We start from the raw sequence: 557 nt of genomic DNA, 5'->3' as shown, positions 1-557 counted from the left end.
GCGCGGCCTCGGCCTCGGACTTCTCTGTCAGTTTCTCAACGGTTTTCGTACTCGGCACAGCCTCAAGTGTTGCGGCCATATCGGGCTCCTCCCCGCCAGGCTCACCGCCCGGCGTGTCGAGCCGGATACACCGTTAATTCCACAGTCCCATTGGCCCACGCCCACTCAAAAGAGACGGTTGGGAAGGGGTACTCGTGACCCGTCACGAACCTGGCGTGTACACCGTGAATCTAAGCAGCGACATCCCCTATGGCACCAACATGGAACGAGTGGCTATGACAGGTTTGGATGGCCCCGGTAGGACGGTTATTTTTGGCCCCACTTCGTGACTCGCCGGGCTCTTGTGACGGTTATATGTGGCCCACCTTCAACGTTGGATTCATCAGTGGATGGGTGCGACGGAGGGTTTGGCTGGGCCCCCGTTAGCAGTCCAGCGTCTATGCGATAGCTAATGTGTTTTCTTGCGTCCAGTTTTCCCAGTAGCGTTTCGGCGTCATGCCGTCCAGGGATCCGTGGGGCCGTTCATGATTGTAGATAGCTTTCCATTCCTCGGCCAA

At 57.8% G+C, this 557-nt stretch carries 1 protein-coding gene; it reads right to left on the bottom strand.

What is annotated here, in order from left to right; all coding sequences use genetic code 11:
- Positions 1-437: 437 nt before the first annotated feature.
- The coding region (locus AC1DIP_RS22240; protein ID WP_477735108.1) for an integrase core domain-containing protein at positions 438-557 on the bottom strand (120 nt) is incomplete at its 5' end.

This window comes from Pseudarthrobacter sp. 05T312 (genome assembly GCF_056396685.1).
The sequence above is the reverse complement of the archived record's forward strand: the minus strand, read 5'-3'. Positions and strand labels throughout refer to the sequence as shown.